Annotated in this window: 22 protein-coding genes; 8 read left to right on the plus strand and 14 right to left on the minus strand. The window is 38.1% G+C overall.

Going from position 1 to position 19436, the window contains the following annotated elements; all coding sequences use genetic code 11:
* Positions 1 to 31 precede the first annotated feature (31 nt).
* Positions 32 to 445, minus strand: coding sequence for a hypothetical protein (locus NST66_RS15000; protein ID WP_033580565.1), 414 nt, complete (start codon positions 443 to 445; stop codon positions 32 to 34).
* Between the two features lie 181 nt (positions 446 to 626).
* On the opposite strand from NST66_RS15000, the gene NST66_RS15005 reads away from it, so the two are divergent.
* Together NST66_RS15005 and NST66_RS15010 are read left to right on the plus strand one after the other, a co-directional pair.
* A complete protein-coding gene (locus NST66_RS15005) occupies positions 627 to 1406 on the plus strand; it encodes an undecaprenyl-diphosphate phosphatase (RefSeq protein ID WP_025751115.1) in 780 nt (259 codons plus the stop codon).
* A gap of 1 nt (position 1407) precedes the next feature.
* On the plus strand, positions 1408 to 1746 hold the full coding sequence (locus NST66_RS15010) for a hypothetical protein (RefSeq protein ID WP_047750507.1): 339 nt from the start codon (positions 1408 to 1410) through the stop codon (positions 1744 to 1746).
* A gap of 30 nt (positions 1747 to 1776) precedes the next feature.
* Here the strand turns inward: NST66_RS15010 and qoxD are convergent, their stop codons facing one another.
* From qoxD to NST66_RS15050, 8 genes are all read right to left on the minus strand, one after another.
* Complete coding sequence (gene qoxD / locus NST66_RS15015) at positions 1777 to 2085, minus strand: cytochrome aa3 quinol oxidase subunit IV (protein WP_013057824.1); 309 nt, start codon at positions 2083 to 2085, stop codon at positions 1777 to 1779.
* A 3-nt stretch (positions 2086 to 2088) separates the two neighbouring features.
* Positions 2089 to 2697 carry a cytochrome aa3 quinol oxidase subunit III gene (gene qoxC, locus NST66_RS15020; protein ID WP_013057825.1) on the minus strand — a complete coding sequence of 203 codons (609 nt, stop codon included), beginning with the start codon at positions 2695 to 2697 and terminating at the stop codon, positions 2089 to 2091.
* Positions 2697 to 4640 carry a cytochrome aa3 quinol oxidase subunit I gene (gene qoxB / locus NST66_RS15025; RefSeq protein WP_013083896.1) on the minus strand — a complete coding sequence of 648 codons (1944 nt, stop codon included), beginning with the start codon at positions 4638 to 4640 and terminating at the stop codon, positions 2697 to 2699. The genes qoxC and qoxB overlap by 1 nt, the downstream gene beginning before the upstream one ends.
* Before the next feature lie 46 nt (positions 4641 to 4686).
* Positions 4687 to 5640 (minus strand): cytochrome aa3 quinol oxidase subunit II, encoded by a 954-nt coding sequence (gene qoxA, locus NST66_RS15030; RefSeq protein WP_013057827.1) that lies wholly within the window; start codon positions 5638 to 5640, stop codon positions 4687 to 4689.
* Positions 5641 to 6206: 566 nt separating this feature from the next.
* Entirely contained in the window at positions 6207 to 6785 is a 579-nt protein-coding gene (locus NST66_RS15035; RefSeq protein ID WP_013057828.1) for a hypothetical protein, read from the minus strand.
* A 307-nt stretch (positions 6786 to 7092) separates the two neighbouring features.
* Positions 7093 to 7440 carry a rhodanese sulfurtransferase gene (locus NST66_RS15040; RefSeq protein WP_033580561.1) on the minus strand — a complete coding sequence of 116 codons (348 nt, stop codon included), beginning with the start codon at positions 7438 to 7440 and terminating at the stop codon, positions 7093 to 7095.
* Between the two features lie 479 nt (positions 7441 to 7919).
* Entirely contained in the window at positions 7920 to 8072 is a 153-nt protein-coding gene (locus NST66_RS15045) for a hypothetical protein (RefSeq protein WP_251439798.1), read from the minus strand.
* A gap of 80 nt (positions 8073 to 8152) precedes the next feature.
* Positions 8153 to 8392: a hypothetical protein gene (locus NST66_RS15050; protein ID WP_033580560.1), complete on the minus strand. Its 240-nt coding sequence runs from the start codon at positions 8390 to 8392 to the stop codon at positions 8153 to 8155.
* 187 nt (positions 8393 to 8579) lie between these two features.
* On the opposite strand from NST66_RS15050, the gene NST66_RS15055 reads away from it, so the two are divergent.
* The 6 genes from NST66_RS15055 to NST66_RS15080 all read left to right on the plus strand — a co-directional run bounded on the left by NST66_RS15055 (position 8580) and on the right by NST66_RS15080 (position 14064).
* Positions 8580 to 9008 carry a PAS domain-containing protein gene (locus NST66_RS15055; protein ID WP_235918739.1) on the plus strand — a complete coding sequence of 143 codons (429 nt, stop codon included), beginning with the start codon at positions 8580 to 8582 and terminating at the stop codon, positions 9006 to 9008.
* 300 nt (positions 9009 to 9308) lie between these two features.
* Positions 9309 to 9668, plus strand: a complete 360-nt coding sequence (locus tag NST66_RS15060) for an ArsR/SmtB family transcription factor (protein ID WP_028414427.1) — start codon at positions 9309 to 9311, stop codon at positions 9666 to 9668.
* Between the two features lie 31 nt (positions 9669 to 9699).
* A complete protein-coding gene (locus NST66_RS15065; protein ID WP_049165480.1) occupies positions 9700 to 12258 on the plus strand; it encodes a heavy metal translocating P-type ATPase in 2559 nt (852 codons plus the stop codon).
* 57 nt (positions 12259 to 12315) lie between these two features.
* Complete coding sequence (locus tag NST66_RS15070) at positions 12316 to 12936, plus strand: class I SAM-dependent methyltransferase (RefSeq protein ID WP_028414429.1); 621 nt, start codon at positions 12316 to 12318, stop codon at positions 12934 to 12936.
* Positions 12937 to 13020: 84 nt separating this feature from the next.
* Positions 13021 to 13527, plus strand: coding sequence for a PCYCGC motif-containing (lipo)protein (locus NST66_RS15075; protein ID WP_080974266.1), 507 nt, complete (start codon positions 13021 to 13023; stop codon positions 13525 to 13527).
* 219 nt (positions 13528 to 13746) lie between these two features.
* Positions 13747 to 14064 (plus strand): DUF3243 domain-containing protein, encoded by a 318-nt coding sequence (locus NST66_RS15080; protein WP_013083905.1) that lies wholly within the window; start codon positions 13747 to 13749, stop codon positions 14062 to 14064.
* 46 nt (positions 14065 to 14110) lie between these two features.
* Here the strand turns inward: NST66_RS15080 and NST66_RS15085 are convergent, their stop codons facing one another.
* The 5 genes from NST66_RS15085 to NST66_RS15105 form a co-directional block, all read right to left on the minus strand.
* A complete protein-coding gene (locus NST66_RS15085) occupies positions 14111 to 14956 on the minus strand; it encodes an N-acetylmuramoyl-L-alanine amidase (RefSeq protein ID WP_033580557.1) in 846 nt (281 codons plus the stop codon).
* Positions 14957 to 15227: 271 nt separating this feature from the next.
* Positions 15228 to 15851: a LysE family translocator gene (locus tag NST66_RS15090; RefSeq protein WP_033580556.1), complete on the minus strand. Its 624-nt coding sequence runs from the start codon at positions 15849 to 15851 to the stop codon at positions 15228 to 15230.
* A gap of 158 nt (positions 15852 to 16009) precedes the next feature.
* Positions 16010 to 16144: a hypothetical protein gene (locus NST66_RS15095; protein ID WP_255219779.1), complete on the minus strand. Its 135-nt coding sequence runs from the start codon at positions 16142 to 16144 to the stop codon at positions 16010 to 16012.
* Positions 16145 to 16280: 136 nt separating this feature from the next.
* A complete protein-coding gene (locus tag NST66_RS15100; RefSeq protein WP_033580555.1) occupies positions 16281 to 17924 on the minus strand; it encodes an APC family permease in 1644 nt (547 codons plus the stop codon).
* Positions 17925 to 18307: 383 nt separating this feature from the next.
* Positions 18308 to 18865, minus strand: a complete 558-nt coding sequence (locus NST66_RS15105) for a thioredoxin family protein (protein WP_049165483.1) — start codon at positions 18863 to 18865, stop codon at positions 18308 to 18310.
* Positions 18866 to 19436: the final 571 nt, after the last annotated feature.

Here is a 19436-nt window from a genome sequence, read left to right on the forward strand (position 1 = left end):
CTATGTAAAAAAAAGCCATCATTTCGATGACTTATAGCTGTAATGCTTTTCTGAGAAGAGTTAAATCATGAGTAAATTCAAAAAAATAGGTTCTATTTTCATTGTCAAATACCATCATGATTGGTTTTTGGTTCGGTTCAAGAACAAAAATAACTTCACTTGCCAGCGTGTTGACCGCACTATTTTCAATTTTCACGGCTGGATCAAGAGGTACTTTAACAAGATAGCCTTTTTTAGGAAGCGGACTTGCCTTTTTATATAAACCAGTAATGGACGCAATACTTTTTTCGGCTTCTTTTTGAACATTTGGAGGTTTGGGCGTTGAACGAACGACTCTGCCCGTTTCAATTTGAAACACCTCTACTTTTGGCTGTTCAGCACTTACTGCTTGCGGAAAAATAAAAGCAGCGAATACGACGCATACAGCAACCCATTTTCGTATCATTTTAAGCACCTCTTTCCATAGTGGATGAGATGGAGATAAGAATGGTCGTCTCTTCTTATACTATGACCTATTTTTACATATTTATTTCACTAAATGAATGCCTATACTTCCATGTTTTTGTCATGTTCTCAGAACTTCCTCTATACACTACTAATAAGGACACGCTGTATGAGGTGATAAGATGTCGTGGTTTGAAGCATTTATTTTGGGAATCATTCAGGGGCTTACAGAGTTTTTACCGATAAGCAGCACGGGGCATTTGTATTTAGGGCGCCACTTATTTGGCTTAGACGATGCGGGATTGTATTTAGATACGATGCTGCACATGGGCACTCTGCTTGCTGTGTTTGTCTTTTATAAGCGTGAGCTATGGCATATTATTCGGCATCCCTTTAGCAAGCTTACAGGGCTTTTAGTGATAGGAACGATCCCTGCAGTTGCAATTGGTCTTTTGTTCAAAGACTATTTTGACAGCATTTCTAAATCTGGCTTAACGATCGGCTGGGAATTTCTTGCGACGGGACTGCTGTTATGGTTTGGTGATTCCGTAAAAAATGGCTATAAAAAAATGGATCATATTTCATACGGAGATGCTTTTTTTATCGGCTCGTTTCAAGCAGCTGCTATATTCCCTGCTGTATCCAGGTCAGGCTTAACGATGGTAGCTGCGCTAATGCGAAAATTAGATCGTGAAACAGCCGCTTATTTTTCATTTTTATTGTCGACTCCCGCCATTTGCGGAGCAGTGTTACTTCAGTTAAAAGATGTAGTCACAGGTGAAGTCGAGCAGCTTTCCGTTTTCTTTTTATTCGTCGCCACCCTTTCATCTGCTTTATTTGGTTATGTAGCAGTAAAATGGATGATCAATTATTTAAAGCATCATTCGTTAAAAACGTTTGCGATTTACGTTTGGATATTAGGTGCAGTCGTGCTTGTTTGTCAGTTTACGGGGGTGTTTTAAAATGAAGATAAAAGTCCGGACGCTTTTTTTAGTATTGTTTTTTGCCGGCATTTTAGTCGTGACAAGCTATGTTGATAACAATTCCCAGCAGTCGTTTGACAGCTTAGCTCACCTTTCACTTGATGGAGGAGCTGTTGAAACCTCTGCTGATGAAGACGATGCGGAACAATTAAATATGTCGGTCAAAGAAGTTCATGTTAAAACAGAAAAAAGAGGCGGATACCGAATTGAAGTATACGAACAAGTAAATGTTTATAGAGATGATAAAGGAAAAGTAGTAAAAAAAGTGGCTACGGGAGAATATCAAACATTGAAATATAAACTGAATGAAAAAAAATAAAACCACTTACCGAAGTAAGTGGTTTTATTTTTAATGGTTAAAGTGAGCTGCAAGAATCCACAGTGTACCAACAACGATACAAAGTGCAATAAAGAAACTGTAAAGAATATTTGCAACCTGTACTTTACCATTTTCACTTTCAGTCATGTGCATGAACATTACTAGCTGCATTGCTGCTTGTAATAACGCTAGGATCATGATAAGAGTCATCGTAATGCTTCTTGATAGATCAGCTAGCACTACTAAACCAAGCGCTGCGAATGTTAAGGCTAGTGAAAGGATAAGCCCAAATACATGACTAAGCGGAAAACCTGCTTTTTGGCCTTGTTTATTTTCCATGTCTTATCCCACCAATCCGTTCAAGTATACAAGCGTGAAGATGAAGATCCATACAACATCAAGGAAATGCCAGTATAAACCGATAATAAATACTTTACGAGCAGTAACTGGTGTTAATCCTCGTCTTACTAATTGAATAATAATACTGATTGCCCAGAATACACCGACTGTTACGTGAAGACCGTGCGTTCCAAGTAGTGTAAAGAACCCTGATAAGAAGGCACTTGTTTGCATTGTTGCACCTTCGTGAACTGCGTACATGTAAAACTCACGAATTTCGTAGAAAAGGAATCCTCCACCAAGAACAAGTGTAATAACAAACCAAACTAAAAGTCCTTTTAAATCATTATTACGCATTTTAAAGATGGCAATTCCCATCGTGAAACTACTGAATAGTAGTAACAGCGTTTCGATCATAAAATCTTTAACAACGAACAGTTCTTCTGCAGTAGGGCCACCCGCTGTACGCGTATGGTACGTTAAGTACGTTACGAACAGCGTAGAGAACAACGCGATCTCGGCACCTAAGAAAATCCAGAATCCAAGGATATTCAGGCGACTTTGTTCTTCTTGGTATTCTAACGGCAATGATTTATCTAAATGTCCTGCCATTATTTGTCACCCCCTGTAATTCCTTCAACCTTCTTGATTTCATCTACTTTTACATAGAAGCCCGGATCATAATCAAATGAACGAGCAAGCATACAAGCAAAAATACCTGCTAATCCAACGATTGCCATTGGAATCCATTCAAATACTAAGCCAAATCCACCGATAAACCAGAAAATACCTGAGATAAACGGCACACCAGAGTTGCTTGGTAAGTGAATTGGTTTTAAGTCTTCTGCTTTAATTTCTGTTTCATTACGTTTTTTCATGTGCCAGAATGCATCCATTTCTTTCACATGAGGAATTACTGCAAAGTTGTAAGCTTGAACTGGTGATTTAGTCCACCACTCAAGTGTACGACCATCCCAAGGATCGTTTGCAGTGTCGCGTTTGTTTTTCCATGCACTGTATAATAAGTTAACTACTAATACGAAGAAGCCAAGACCCATTAAGAATGCACCGATTGTTGAAACTAAGTTTAATCCGTTCCAGCCAAGGTTGTCAGCATAAGTTTGCATACGACGAGTCATACCGTCTAAACCTAGGAAGAATTGTGGGAAGAAACATACGTTAAATCCAACAACAAAAATCCAGAATGAAATTTTTCCTAATTTTTCGTTCAACGTGTGACCGAAAATTTTCGGATACCAGAAGTATAAACCTGCGAAACAGCCAAACACTGTACCAGAGATTAATACATAGTGGAAGTGAGCGATTAGGAAGTAACTGTTATGATATTGATAATCGGCTGATGCCATCGCAAGCATAACCCCTGTTACCCCACCGATTACGAAGTTTGGAATAAACGCTAATGACCAAAGCATCGCAGTCGTAAATTTGATACGGCCTTTATACATTGTAAAGAGCCAGTTAAAGATTTTAACGCCGGTTGGTACGGCAATTAACATCGTTGTGATTGAGAAGAACGAGTTAACTGACGGTGAGTTACCCATTGTAAAGAAGTGATGCACCCATACAAGGTAACTTAAGAATGCGATACCGACCATTGATACTACCATTGCTTTATAACCGAATAAGTTCTTACGAGAATGTGTACTGATAACTTCTGAGAAGACACCGAATACCGGTAAAATAACGATATATACTTCAGGGTGACCCCAAATCCAGAATAAGTTAGCCCACATCATTGGAAGACCGCCGTTAGCCATTGTAAAGAAGGCTGTTCCGAATACACGGTCAAGTGTCATAAGTGCAAGCGCTACTGTTAATACAGGGAACGCGAAAATGATAATAATTGATGTGATGAAGATTGACCAAGTAAACATTGGCATTTTCATCATTGTCATGCCAGGGGCACGCATTTTTAAAATTGTTACAAAGAAGTTGATACCAGTCATTAATGTACCAGCACCAGCAATCTGTAGTGAAACGGCATAGAAGTTATTTCCGATACCCTCACTGAATTCTTTACCTGCAAGCGGGAAGTAACTTGTCCAACCTGCATCAGGAGCTCCTCCGATTACGAAAGAAAGGTTAAATAGCATTGCTCCCATAAAGAATGTCCAGAAACTGATTGCGTTTAAGAACGGATATGCTACGTCACGCGCACCAATTTGTAATGGAACGATTACGTTCATTAGTCCGATAATAAATGGCATTGCCATGAATAAGATCATGATAACACCGTGAGCCGTGAAGACTCCGTTGTAGTGATGTTCATCTAAAATGTTCATACCCGGGAATGCAAGCTGCATACGCATCATGATTCCATCAATTCCGCCGCGGAAAAGCATTAATACAGCTGAAAGGATGTACATGACACCGAGTCTTTTATGGTCAACTGTTGTTAACCATTCTGTCCATAACCATTTCCATTTCTTGAAATATGTTAAGACAAAAACGATACCGATGACCGTCATAGCGATTGCTGCGTCAGCAGCGTAAATCATAGGTTCGCCAGTGACGAAAAATTCATCTAGCTTCATTATGTCTTCCCCCAATCATTACGTTATTTAGTGTAATAAATGAATGTTATTCATGATTTGAGTGATCCATGTTTTCCATTTCTTCATTACTCGTTTTTTCGTCTTCTTTCATCTTGCTGTGATCATGTCCTGTACCACGTTCTAGCTCTTTGCCAGGAATGTATACATCTTTTGCATGGTCAATCCATTTTAAATGTGTACCGTTGTAAGTTTGACGACCAACAACGCCTGGGCTTAGGATTTGATCATATTTCTTTTCAGTCAATTTACCAGCTGTACCTTTTACGTCACTAACCCACTCTTTGAAGTCTTTGTCCGTTTGAGCTTGAACTTCGAACTGCATTTGAGTGAAATGTTCACCCGAGAAGTTAGCACTACGTCCCATATAAGAACCAGGCTTATCAGCTTCTAAGTATAATGGCATTGACATATTGTTCATCGAATATTTTTGTCCGCCAAGTTCTGGTACCCAGAATGAGTTCATAGGTCCTTGAGCCGTTAACTCAAATTTCACTGGCGTATCTGCTGGAATGTTTACGTAGTTAACCGTCTCGATATTTTGTTCCGGATAACTGAAAATCCATTTCCAGTTTGCAGATGTAACGTGAATCACGATTGGATCTTTATCCTTTGATTCTGCCGGTACTTCTTCTGCAGAGTAGATCGCTTTAACAGTTGGCACTGCTAATAGAATTAAGATGATGATTGGGAATGCTGTCCAAATAACCTCCATCTTTAAGTTACCTTCTTGCTCAGGTGGCTCATAGTCCATGTTTTCAGGTTTTTCACGATATTTGACAAGAACAAATATAAAAATAGCAAATACGACAACAACCACGATCAACATCATCCACATAGACCAAATGATTAAATCAGATTGCGTTTTTGCAACAGGACCTTGCGGGTTCAATACAGCAAGTTTTGAACAACCGCTCAAAAATACTAGTGAAAGCGCAGATAGTAAACCTACTAGCTTCCAAAATCCTTTTTTTGGTTTCACTTAAAACTCTCCTTTCTAACAACACATGATGCGAAGCCTATATTGATGAACATTCAAAATGCGCTATCTTTCGCTAGATAACGACATTTTTATACAGACTCTCTTCCCCCTTATTTGTAGGCCACTACTATTGTAATACAAAATGACATTTTTTTCGTCCCTTTTGCTTTATTTTTTTATATTAAAAATATTCTAATATAGTGACTGTACCAATGGGGTTAGAGTGCTTCAACCTTGCGATATTCTATCACATAATTTGGTATGAATAAATGTAAATAAAAGGATTCAGCTCCCATTTCTTAACTATTTCTTTAGGAATAACTGCAAAATTAGCTTTGCATGTTTGCTTCAACATTGATATATCAATACACATCGACATAATTGAATATTTTGTGACAAATTTTCAAAGAAAATGTGACGCCCTGTATGAAACTTATTTTGCCCGTTAATTCCCCTTTGTTTTGTAGCAAATATTTGATTTTTTTGCTTAAAATTCTTTCTTTCGAAAATATGAACAAAACGTGAATTTTTTTAAAAAGCTTTTTATTATAGAAAAAAGCCGCGTGTTATTCACGCAGCTCTTGATCCATAAATTCTTTAACCGTGATATCATCCCCTGCTTTATCTAGCAGCGTTGTCGTTGCTGGAAACGGATGTTTAATATGACTCGGTATTTTTTCATACAGCACAAAATAATCACTTTTTGGAACCGCGGCATCAATTGTATATGTATCGTGCACCAAAGCCGCCTTTACGCGCTCAATTTGTTTACTTCTATTTGTTCCTGTAAACAGCGCATATGTACCTTTATTTGTATGGATATCATCATAATCCACTAAATTGCTCATTTTGGTACTGACTTCAATACGCAGGCGTTTGTTCCATCCTTGCTTCAATACGGCCATTCCTTCTTTATCACCAGGTATGGAGAATAAGGCTATGTATGTATTAGAGTGATCAACCCGTTTAAAATCTTGCAGCGTAATCCTTGCAGAACCATCAATACTTTCTTTATGCTCCCAATTTCGCAAATGCTGCTGCACACTTGCAGCATTGTTTTCAATCGGATATCGAATCATCTCATACGCAACAATTACAACCGCTATACAAATGAACAGAAATAGCAACCGCTTTATCTTTCGCACATCTATTCACCTTCCTTAGCTTACTCCCCTTTTATGTAATTGCCTAAATTATAACTTCCTATTAAACCTCTGTCTATGCACTAGGAGAACTACGTTTTTTTTTACCACAAAAGGGATTTTTCAAACCTTTTGTCATAAAAATACGCTAAAAGACTCAGTAGCTGTTGAACCAAAAGAAACCGATCTCCACTCCCCTTCTTAATCCTTAAAGCAAAAAAAGATACCCATTTTGAAATGAGTATCGCTTAGCTTATCTATTATATCCTTCTATATCAAAGTCGTTTAAGGCTTATTTGCCGTTTTTTTATTATACACATCTTTCCGCACACATGTATCCTTTGACCTGATATCCATGTTTTTTGAGCTGCCGAATGCTTAAATTTCGGGAAATGCTGTCAGGAACAATTACGACCACTTCTTTATATGGAATTTCCTCATGCTGTCTCTCTAAATAAGGAAGCGGAATATGGATTGCTTTTTGACAGGGGTTTTGTTTCATTTCATGAAAATGACGAACATCTACATACGAAATCGTTGTAGAAGCACAGTCGACGGTCGTCACTTTCTTTATTCCTTGCACCGGCACATAGCGTTTATAAAAACTGTAACAAATTAATAAAAGTAAAATACCTATGCTCATATATAATATCGCCATGTTTTCCTCCCAACTAATTTCTATACCCCTGTATGTATACTATATTCAAAAGAAAGAATCAACACAGAAGTACTCTATCTCATTTCTCTCTGTAAGAAAAATGGTCTTTTTACACTTTATTATGAAACCACAATAAAGTGACGAAATCAATCATTATTTATTTTGATTTTTCGAAAGATTTAAATACTAGTAAACAGATCGTTTTTTCTTATTATAATGAAGAAACGCAGAATTTTTATCTTCATTTCCCCTTTTCTGTCCCGTTAAGGCTGAGGTTCGCTTATGAGTAATATAGTAGACCCAATGTTGCAAGAACGTCAGAAAAATGATTCTAAAAACGAAGGATGCGAGATAGGATAGTATGAACACGTGAAGCGAAAGACTATATTGTGATTGGCTCAGAAAAATACGAGTTAACTTAAAAATGCAATATACACAAAAAAGGAAAGCCTCGGAGACGAAAGCTTTCCTTTTATAGATTAATCTCCGTCAAGGTTTGCACGACAATTATTATGAGACAAAGAGGTACTTTGTGCTTCATGCTGTTTTTTCTCACCCTGCATTGTCATATTTTCTTCTTCCGTGCTCCCTTTAACAATATGTTTAGTTTTCTTTCCTTGGTTTAATGTCATGTTCATTCCCCTTTCTGGTGGATATAGTGTATGAAAATAACTCACACGCCATAAGAGGAAATGATATGAAAAAGCCCCTCTTAAATTGAGTGAGCTTTCTGCCTAAAACTGCTTTTCCTTTTATTGCTGAATCCGCATGAAAGGATATTCTCTATTTTAAACGTTCGTTTCTCGTTCCTTAGTAAGCACCAAGCTTTTACGCTTTGAGGATCAATTTTATACACAATGATAAATCGCTGTGTCAAACATCCTTTATCATCCATATAAATAATTTCAACAGGTCGTTTTGAAGAGTAGCTTTCTTGAAGTAGCCGTTCCATAGAATTCGCTCCTTTAATTTTTAGTTTACCGAACACACGTTCTTTTTTCAAGTGTTTTAAACTGAATAATTCGGTAGCTTTTACAGCTTAAAACGGAGAAAAGAGTGGGAAAAATGATAAAAATCATACAAATATTAGGTAATTGTGATATGGTAAAAGAGATTACTTAAGTTGGGAGAGGTGCATGATGGAAAGTAACATACTTAAATGGATCCCCGTTCCTTACTTTCAATTAAATCAAGAAGGTGAAATCCTGCATTTTTCTAGTCAAGCACATTCTTATTTTTCTTCAGTCTCCAGTCTGTGGAGCATTATTCATAAAGACGACCGGAAACAAGCAATGTGGATGCTGTCACAGCACTCTTCATCTAACCCCATCATCAGGCATTTGCGTTTGAGAACGAGCGATGATACATTTGTGAATTTTAAATGCACGATTCATTGGAAAAATAATGTTGGTCATTTAGTATGCACCAAAAAGAAAAATGTCAAGGATCCATTAGATGTTGTATTATCTGCTCAATCCTATTTAGAAAACTCAGACAAGCGATTAAAAGAATCGGACAAGGTGTTAAATAATGCAGCAGATTTATTATTTAATCGATTAAAACGATAACCAAATGAACATAATTTGCGCTGTATTCGGTTATTTCTCTCATTTTTAAAAGTCATTGAAAGGCTACCTATAGGGGTGGCTTTTTGTTTTGTTCTACACGTAAAGTCATTCTCTTTTTGTCCGCACCATTTAGTCCAGAGTACATACACTAATAGGCATACTTTTCATATTTATTCTTTCTATATTTATGTTTTGCTCAGAAAAAAAGTCCGAATAATCAATAAATGTTTGAACATTTTTTAAAATTGGCATATATTATAAACAAACAATCATTTGAATGTTTGAATGAAGGAGGAAACTATGCCAAAAGATCGCTGTGATATTTATTGTTTTAACGAAGAAAAGGTGAATCGTATTAAGCCTTCTATCGATGTTGAAGCTGTTCAGGATATTTCTACGATGTTCAAAGCGTTGGGAGATGAAACGCGGCTGAAAATCGTATTAGCCCTTTATAAAGGTGAGGAATTATGTGTATGTGACGTAGCCAACATTGTAGGCTCTACGGTTGCTACTGCTTCTCATCACTTAAGACTGCTGCGAAATATAGGAATTGCCAATTATCGCAAAGAAGGAAAGTTAGCTTTTTATTCTTTAAGGGATGCACATATTAAACAAGTAATTGATATTATGTTTGCTAAAAAAGAAGATGTAACCATTTAAGTTTTTCTTACCGTATAGGGAGTGGGACACAATGAAACACGAAGATAAAAAACATCATCACCATACCGGAAGCTGCTGCAGCGGCCCTTCTTCATCAGAAATTGAGAACAGCCCCTGCTGCTCCTCTTCTTCAGAAGCCGCACCTACTGAAGAACCTTCTTCCTGTAGTACAAAGAGTCACGCACACAGTCACAGCTGCTGTTCAGATACAAGTGCGTTAACGACCGATAAAAGCCAGCATTCGTGCTGCAGCGATCACGATATAGCAACAGGCAGTGACATAGAAGAAACGGCTGAATACCGCGTGTATGGAATGGATTGTCCTTCTTGTGCTGCTACGATTGAAAAAAGTTTAAAAACGTTAAACGATATTCAACACGTAGCAATCAACTACAATACAGGAAAGCTTCAAGTGGCGGCGGCAAGTGAATCAGCTCTGTCACTCATTCCAAACTCAGTGGAAAGACTGGGCTTTAGTATTGAGCCTATTCAATCAAATAAGAAAATGAAAACGTATTTGATTGAAGGAATGGACTGTGCAGCTTGTGCAAACACGATTGTGAATCATTTAAAAACAGTTCCTGCTGTCAAAGACGTACGCGTTAACTTTTCAACGGGAAAAGCACAAATCGAACATGATAATGAAGCTGATGACATTATTAAAGAAGTATCTAAAGCTGGGTATACCGCTACTTTAGTGACCAGCAGCAGGCAGCCGGCTGAATCTCGGCACCATAAAGGCAAAAATGGTCCGATTATTTTTTCAGGTATTCTTATCGCACTAGGTTTTATCGGTTCTCATACAGGAATTGCTTCTTATATGACAACTGTACTGTACGCTATTGCCATGATTGTTAGCGGATATAAGCCGGCTAAAAGTGCTTATTACGGAATCAAAAGCCGTTCTTTAGACATGAATGTTTTAATGACCGTTGCAGCACTTGGAGCAGCTGTTATTGGTGAATGGCTTGAAGGTGCTACGGTCGTCTGGCTATTTGCTTTAGGTGTAGCTCTGCAAACAAGATCAATTGAACAAACAAGAAACTCGATACGAGGTTTGATGGATTTAGCTCCTTCTGAAGCATGGGTAAAGGAAAACGGGCAGCTGATTAAAAAAGCTGCGGAAGATATTTCAATTGGCAGCACGATTGTCGTAAAGCCAGGAGACCGAATTCCGCTCGATGGTGAAATTATAAACGGGGAATCCAGTATCAACCAAGCTCCTATTACAGGTGAATCTATTCCCGTTGATAAAGTAATGGGCGATGCTGTCTATGCCGGCACGATTAACGAAAGCGGATCGTTAGAAATTAAAGTAACAAAGCTAGTCGAAGATACGACCATTGCTAAAATCATTCATTTAGTGGAAGAAGCACAGGAGAAAAAAGCGCCGACTCAAGCATTTGTTGATAAATTTGCAACCATTTACACACCTATTGTCTTTATTTTAGCTTTATTCATTATGGTCATCCCTCCCCTGTTTGATGGTGCATGGAGCGAGTGGTTTTACAAAGGGCTTGAATTATTAGTTGTCGCTTGTCCATGCGCGCTAGTCATTTCGACTCCCGTCGCCATTGTATCTGCGATTGGAAACGCGGCGAAAAATGGTGTGCTCATTAAAGGCGGGACGTTTTTAGAAAAAGCCGGTGCAATCAATGCGATTGCTTTTGATAAAACAGGAACGCTAACAGAAGGCAAACCAGCCGTTTCAGAAGTTGTTTCCCTTGCTGCTGAAGAAAATCAGCTTTTAGCGATAACCAAAACGCTTGAAGATTATTCGAATCACCCTATTGCCCGCGCTATCGTGGATTATACTGCGGAGAAAAAAGTCGTTTCTTTACAAGGATCAAATTTTAAAATCCTTACGGGAAAAGGCGTGCAAGCAACAATTCAAGACACGGTTTATTACGCAGGTAATGCAAAATTATTCTCAGATTTAGGAACACCTCTAACACACTGCTGGTCTCAGATTGAAAAGCTTCAAAACGAAGGTAAAACGATTATTATTGTCGGAACAGCTAAAAGTGCTCTAGGCATTATTAGCGTAGCTGATACCATCAGACATACAACCATATCTGCTTTAGAAAGCCTTAAGCAAAACGGAATGCAGCAAATTGTGATGTTAACCGGTGATAACGAAGGAACAGCTAAAATGATTGCTTCTCAGTCTCGGGTAGACCGCTATTTCGCTGATTTGCTGCCTGAAGACAAAGTAAAGGCCATACAGCAGCTTCAACATGAAGGGTATCAAACGGCTATGGTTGGAGATGGAATTAACGATGCCCCTGCCCTTGCTACTGCTGATCTTGGCATTGCAATGGGCGGTGCTGGTACTGATACAGCCATGGAAACAGCTGATATTGTCCTGATGGCAGACAATTTAGAAAAGCTTCCTCATACAATGAAGCTAAGTCGCAAAGCGTTAGCTGTTATCAAACAAAACATTTGGTTTTCTATTATTGTTAAAGTCATTGCCTTAGCCTTTATCTTCCCAGGGTGGCTTACTCTGTGGATTGCCGTCTTAAGCGATACAGGAGCAGCGCTACTTGTTATTTTAAACAGCCTTCGCTTACTCAAAATGAAAAAATAAATGGAATCTATAAGCTTTCCAGCATGCGTTGGAAAGCTTATTTTTAGGAGGGTTTACGTGAATAACCGCTGGAACCAATTTATTTATAAGTGCTGGGCCCCTTTTTATGATGTCTTTTTTAATAACGGGATGTTTTATCGAGCCAGAAAAAAAGTCTTTCAAGATGTCCCCTTTTCGTCTGAGCAGCGCATTTTATTTGTAGGTGTTGGAACGGGTGCCGATTTAGCTTTTATTCCTCATCAAGTAAATGTAACAGCCATCGACTATTCCAGTGAAATGCTTCAAAAAGCAAAAGATAAATACAAAAACCCGTCTATAACTTTCCACCAAATGGACGCTCAGCAGCTAACATTCGACTCTTTTTCGTTTGATGTTGTTGTAGCAAGCTTGATTCTTAGCGTAGTACCTGATGCAAAGCAAGCTTTAAAAGAAATGACAAGAGTAGTAAAGCCCAAGGGAACAATCCTGATTTTTGATAAATTTGAAACCAAAAAGAAATCCGCGGCTTTTCCTAAAAAAATATTCCGCCTCTTCGTAAAATTACTAGGAACAGATATTGGCCTCTCTTTTGAACATATGCTTGAAGCAAGCCGGGATCAGCTTATCTTGAAGGAAAATTCAAGCGTCATGTTGAAAGGTATGTATCGGAAAATTATTTTGCAGAAAGTTGATGAATGACTTCAAAGACGAATGATGTCTTTTTAACGTGATGGATGTACATATTATTTTCTATCTTTAATTGAAGAAAGGATGAACATTTTGATGATGAAATCAAAGGTCATACCAGTTGTCCTTGCAGCAGGCATGGTGTCCGGCTGTGGAAACGAAAGTAAAGAAAGTTCAGCTAACAAACATACAGAAACAACACAACATGAAGAACATCAGCCGCACACATTAGGGGATAAACGAGAAGAAACAAAAAATAGTGAAACTCTCCCTTCCTTTCTGAGTGACAAGCCCGAAGATATGCAACTTATTTATGCAGCCGCTGCTAAGCATCAAACCTTACTAGAAAACATTCCTTGCTACTGCGGATGTGGAGAAGAAGCTAATCATCAAAACAACTATGACTGTTTTATCTTTGAAAACAAAGAAAACGGCGCAGTAACGTGGGATGATCACGGAACAAAATGCGGTGTCTGCTTAGAAATAGCGGCTCAAGCTGTAGTAGACTACAGCAAAGGCAAAAGCATCGAAGACATTCGTCAAGAAATTGATCATAAATATAAGGAAGGCTATGCCACGCCTACTCCTACGCCGGAAGTATGATGCTTCAGTATAAAAATCATGAAAAGACTTTTATTTCTTTATTCAAAGTCTTTTTTTGTCATTTTATTATTGGTTGATAAAATCTCGTTTGACCTCACCTTTTTAAGTCCTTGTAAAACGCCATCATGTAAAAATAACACATTTGGACGTTTATTTACTGAACCCTCAGGGAATATGCTTTCTAACACCCAAATATAACCATGAGAGGAGAAAAAATCTATGAGTAATTCTGTAGAAACAAATCATTCAGCAAAAGTTGAAGGAGCAATTAATTCTATGAGCGAGGAGAAAAAAGAGGATATTCTCTCTAGCTTCGAAGGATTTAAAAGTTATCTAGGGGACAAGGTCTCAAAAGGTGAAAAGTTAGGGATGAATGAGGAACAGCTGGCTAAAACAGCTCAGAAAGTAGCTGATTATCTCGCTAAGCATGAAGAGCCTCGCAATCGAGAGGAAAACCTGCTTCACGAACTGTGGAAAGTTGGAGACAAAGAACAGCAGCATCACCTTGCCCATATGCTTGTAAGATTAGTTCAATAATAAAAAAGATGACACGCTGCCGTGTCATCTTTTTTATTTACAGATATTAAACAGCGGGAATGATAATTTGCTGCCCAATTTGCAGTTTGGTAGGATCTACGCTAGGATTTGCATCCTGCAGCTGCTGAACAGTCATATTATACTTCTTTGCAATGCTATAGAACGTATCTCCTGCTTGTACAGTATACGTAGTGACAGGAAGAACAATCTGCTGCCCAATTTGCAGTTTGGTAGGATCTACGCCGGGATTTGCATCCTGCAGCTGCTGAACGGTGATATTATACTTCTTTGCAATGCTATAAAACGTATCTCCAGATTGAATGGTATAGAATGTAACGCTAGTAGAAGGTAAGTTTAAATACGCAGCAATTCCACGCGCGTGTGCTTCTCCCACTTCACGAAGAAACGTCGCGTTTTTTAATTTTTCAGCGTCGGCTGTTGTATCGATAAACAAGTTTTCAGTTAAAACAGCAGGCATATTTGTTTCACGCAGTACAGCATAATTAGCTGTTTTTAAACCGCGATCTGCAATCGTTCCAAATTTGCGCATGGTTGGTAAAATCTCTGCATGAAGCTCTTTTTGTAAAAGAGAAGATTGACTTCCCTCTTGTGATGGATAGCGATACGTTTCAAATCCAGTACCTCCGCCGGCATTAATGTGCATCGAAACAAATATATCTGCTCCCCATGCATTAGCTCGGTTCGCTCGATCTGATAATGAAACGAACACATCGGTTGAACGAGTTACTTGAACATCTACTAAATAGTTATGCTCTAAATACGCCCGCGCGTGTAATACAAGCTGCAGCGTAATATCTTTTTCACGCAAATTATTTCCTAAAGCGCCTGAATCTGTACCGCCGTGCCCTGCATCTAGCCATACTTTTTTCATGTGAACCTTTCCTTTCAGCCATAATATGAAAGAACTTGGGGTTAACACCGGCTTTGTCCGATGTTTTATCTCTCATTCTATATATATATGTAAGTGGACAAGAAGGGTTCGTCCTCTTAAAGGTTAGAGAACAATAACTTAAAAAACTGGATTTTACCATAAACATAAAAAATCCGAACGAATTGGATTTATCGTTCGGATCTCCCTTTAACTAACCTATGTCCACGCCTTTTAATAGAGATAAAAAGCAGGTTCGTCATCTTATCTTTTGCTATTTCTCACTAAAAGCAATTTTTAAGCCAATAAGCGTAAAGATAGAGCCTTGCACGAGATTAAGCCGCTTAGACAGCGCCGGAGATTTTCGCAAAAACTCCCCTACTTTCCCTGCAAATAGACTAATTAACGTAAAAATAATCAGCGCTTGAACTAAAAACACAGCTCCATAAACAAGCATTTGCTGTGTGGCGTGTCCGGTTGAATGATTAACAAACTGAGGTAAAAGAGCAAGAAAAAAAAGCGAAACTTTTGGATTTAGCAGGTTCATAATCACTCCTTTTTTATATAGCACCTTGTACTCAATGGCTTCTTTATTTTCAACAGCGAGAGCGGAATCTTTGGCTGTAAACGTCTTATAAGCCAGATATAATAAATAAGCTGCCCCAGCGTATTTGACAATAGCAAATGCTAAAGCTGATTGATAAATAATAGCCGACAGACCCAACGTTGCCGCTGCTATATGACCAAGCAAGCCCGTGCAAAGACCTAATGAAGTCGAAATCCCTGCATATTTACCGTTTGATATGCTTTGTGCTAAAACAAATAAGTTATCAGGACCAGGCATAACCGTAAGCAAAGCGGCTACACCTAAAAAAGAAGTGATTGATACGATATCCATAAGCCGTTCTCCCCCTGCATGATTTTGCCAACCATTATAGCATTTTTTACTATCTAGTATTCAAAAAAAGAAAATTTATCCATAAAAAAAGGATGGGACATAACTAAATCAATCTAATCTAAAGACGAATAAATTGTATACATGAGCTGAGCTGCTTGTTACACCGCTGTTGATTTCCGTGCAAGGCTTCGCTTTCCGCGGGCGGCCGCTGAGCCTCCTCGTCGCTTACGCTCCTGCGGGGTCTCATCTGTTCCGCTTTTCCCGCAGGAGTCTTCGCCTTGTCCTCCAATCAACTGCTAGAAGCAATTGAAAACATGAAATCTATCTTCAACATAACAACAAAAAACACGAACTACCAATTAAAAAATAATTAATAGTTCGCATTTGACTTTAACTGAAATACTTTTGTCCCAGCCTTATTTTTACTACTTATTTAATTTGTTTTTCCATGATTTGTTCTTTAGCCGAGGCAGTCTGTGCTTCCGCTTCTTTCATTTCATTATTAACATGAATTGCTTCTTTTAAATACTCTGTTTTGTACCCGCTTTTAAGTGCCCAAGCATAAAAGAAAAGTGCAACAATTGCAATAAGTCCCATATCCCAGCCGTATTTAATAATATTGAGTCCCCCGAATTTTTCACTTCCTATCCAGGAGATTGTCATCATACATAATAAGTAGACAATCATCCAAACGCCAGCTCGGAAGTTTTGACCAAAGCCTTTCCATTTTGATTTTGCTTGATAATAAAAATAAATTGGCAAACCAATTAAAATAATAAATAATACCTGTCCAGTTAACGGCCATCTCGCCCAATAAAGAGTAAGTGAAGCAAAAATAAAGCCAAGAGGCGCTATTACATTTAACCCTTTTATACGTAAAGGTCTATAAAGATCGGTCCCCGTTTTTCTTAACGTCATAGCTGTGATAGGACCAGTAAGATATGAAATTAACGTAGCTACAGAAATAATTTCGGCTAAAATTCCCCAGCCTCTAAATAAAAATAAAAAGATGAATGAGACAAATAGATTAAAAAACATGGCTTGACGAGGAACGCCGTAAAGCGGATGAACTCGTCCTAGTATATTCGGCAAGTATTTATTTTTTTCCATACCATAAATCATGCGTGACGTGGTAGCTGTATACGTAATACCTGTTCCTGATGGCGATACAAACGCATCGGCATATAAAACAATAACAAGCCAGTTAATATTTAGTGCAATCGCTAAATCGGCAAACGGCGAATTAAAGTTAAGATGACTCCATCCTTTTACGATTTCTGAAGGATTTACCGCTCCAATAAACGCAATTTGAAGCAATACATAGATCACGGTTGCAATCAAAATGGATCCTACCACAGCAATTGGAATAGAGCGTCCCGGATTTTTCGCTTCTCCCGCCATGTTAATAGGGCTTTGAAAACCGTTAAAAGCAAACACAATCCCAGACGTAGCAACAGCTGTCAACACGCTTGCCCATCCATTTGGAGCAACGCCTCCTGCAGAGGAAAAGTTTCCGCCGTGAAATCCTGCAAATAAAAGAGCACCAATTGTAAGCCCTGGAATCACAATTTTAAAAACGGTAATAAGTGAGTTAGCTTTCGAAAATAAGCCTACCGTCCAATAATTTAAAAGAAAATAAATGATTAATAGCCCTGTAGCAATAGCCAAGCCTTTTCCAGTAAGAATCCCGTTTTCTACTAAACTGCCTGTCCATTTCGCCCACTCCCACGGCCATGAACTCATGTACTGAACAGAGGCAACCGCTTCAACAGGAATAACGGATACAATGGCAATCCAGTTTGCCCAAGCCGCAATAAAGCCAAGAAATGAGCCGTGTGAGTACTGCGTATACTTAACCATACCTCCTGCTTCTGGAAACATCGATCCTAGTTCACTGTAAGAAAGAGCTATAAATAAAATAACAACCATTCCAATAATCCAAGAAGCAATTGCTGCAGGGCCTGCAATTTGAGCAGCTCTCCATGCCCCAAACAGCCATCCTGATCCAATAATAGATCCAAGGCCGACCATCATGAGAGAAAACGTTCCCATTTTTCTATGTAAGTTATTCATGTATCTAACACCTTTCTTCTATATATTCTGAGAAGTGAGTTATTAAGCGCTTTCATTAAATTTAAAAAATAAAATTCATTTTGATCTCTAAAAATGCTGCTTAAAAGTACTAACCAAAAGCTTTTACATTCATTCACCCGTCCCCCTTCTTCATTTATTATTTGCTATTATATCATCATCAAGTTAAAAAAGTACGCGTTTTGAATAAAAAATATTTTTATTTTTAGAATTTTGTGCGTTTCACCAATTAAAAGTGCGCGTTTCGAACACTAACATTTATAAAAACAGCCTTTTCATTAAAGTGATATACAAACGATTTTGCTGCAATAACCAGAAAAAAAGCAGGGTAAAATGAAGCGTTCATTTTACCCTGCTTTTTTAAATTATTTTACAACAGCTAACACTGTTTCTTTGAAGCTGTTATAAACATACGACCAAAGAGCCGGTTCTTCTTTATATCTTGTTCGTAACGAAGAAAAGACTTCTTTTTGCTTTTCTTCAAACGAAGGATCTTCTTTTGAAGGAAGTTCGGCGCGAAGCTCATCCACGATTTGCTGAACTTCAGGAGCACGAGGACCCCATTTACCTAGTAAATTTCCTTCATTATTAAAAATTAAAATAATCGGAATAGCACGGCCGCCGTTTGTTAAGTGACGATCAATTAATTCGGTGTCCGCATCGCGCAGTGCAACACGCACATCGATACCGGCAGCTTCAGCTACTTTACGAATGATTGGGTTAATCATCATCGCATCTCCGCACCAATCTTCAGTAATCGCTAAGAAGTGAAGCTTGTGAGCTTTTAATTTGTCAGCCAGTCCATCTTTAGGAAGCTGAAATTGTTCATAAACAGCTAAGCTTTCCTCTTTTAATGTACTCATGTCGTTCATATATGTTTGAATTGATTTTCCTTCTTCAAAATACTGCTGTTCTGTTTTCATCAAGATCCCTCTTTCTTTTTTGTATACGAATAGATGAGATATCCAATCTCGTTTTCGTCTTTTCTATACGCACTACTAGTATAGCTTTTAAGCACCATGAATCAAAATATAAAAGTCTGCGTGCTCATTTTGATCATGTTTTTTTATTCTGCGACGGAATTCATAAAACTTCAATTTAAAAACAGCACATTGAGATGTTATAAAAAAAGAGAATGGGGTACATGTACACTATCAATGTAACAAATTTTAAATCTTTGTGAATATTTGAGAATGTTTATTGTGTAACCGTCATCTTTTGATTATGATAATGATATGTTAGCTACTTGACTAAATATGGAGGATGAGGCGAATATGAATCAATCCCCGCATGAAAAGCGAAAAAAACGCAAACAGTTTGTAGAACGTTTAAGACTAAAAGGAATCAAAATAGAGCTGACAAAACCGCGCTCTCACTTTTCTTCACTATCCTTACTAAAATCATAACTCGTAGCCACCTTTTTCTAAAGCGGAACGGTATCGAATTTCAACTATCTATGCTAATGCTTACATATCATTTCAAAAAGAACAGCTT

The sequence above is a fragment of the Priestia sp. FSL W8-0524 genome (assembly GCF_038005965.1).
Classification (GTDB): Bacteria; Bacillota; Bacilli; order Bacillales; family Bacillaceae_H; genus Priestia; species Priestia zanthoxyli.